Here is a 260-nt window from a genome sequence, read left to right on the forward strand (position 1 = left end):
CTGTTCCTCATGTGGCTTGCCCCGAGAGTCATCGTGGTGGGGGACGACCGCCAGTGCGCTCCCAACCTGATCCCGCTGGAGAGCGAGGAGAGGGTGCTCGCACGACTGGACACCTACCTCACGGATCTTCCGATGCACGTGCGGAACCACTTCGGACCGGGATCGAGCTTGTTCTCCCTGCTACGAAGCCGCTATGCGCAGCGAGTGCGGCTCCGTGAGCATTGTCGGTCCATGCCGGAGATCATCGAGTGGTCGTCCAC

At 63.1% G+C, this 260-nt stretch carries 1 protein-coding gene; it reads left to right on the forward strand.

The features are described from left to right. Positions 1 to 260 (forward strand): hypothetical protein (locus AC0IX4_RS23125; protein ID WP_471831421.1); only part of this gene is annotated, 260 nt, incomplete at both ends.

This window comes from Rhodococcus sp. AC861 (assembly GCF_979256035.1).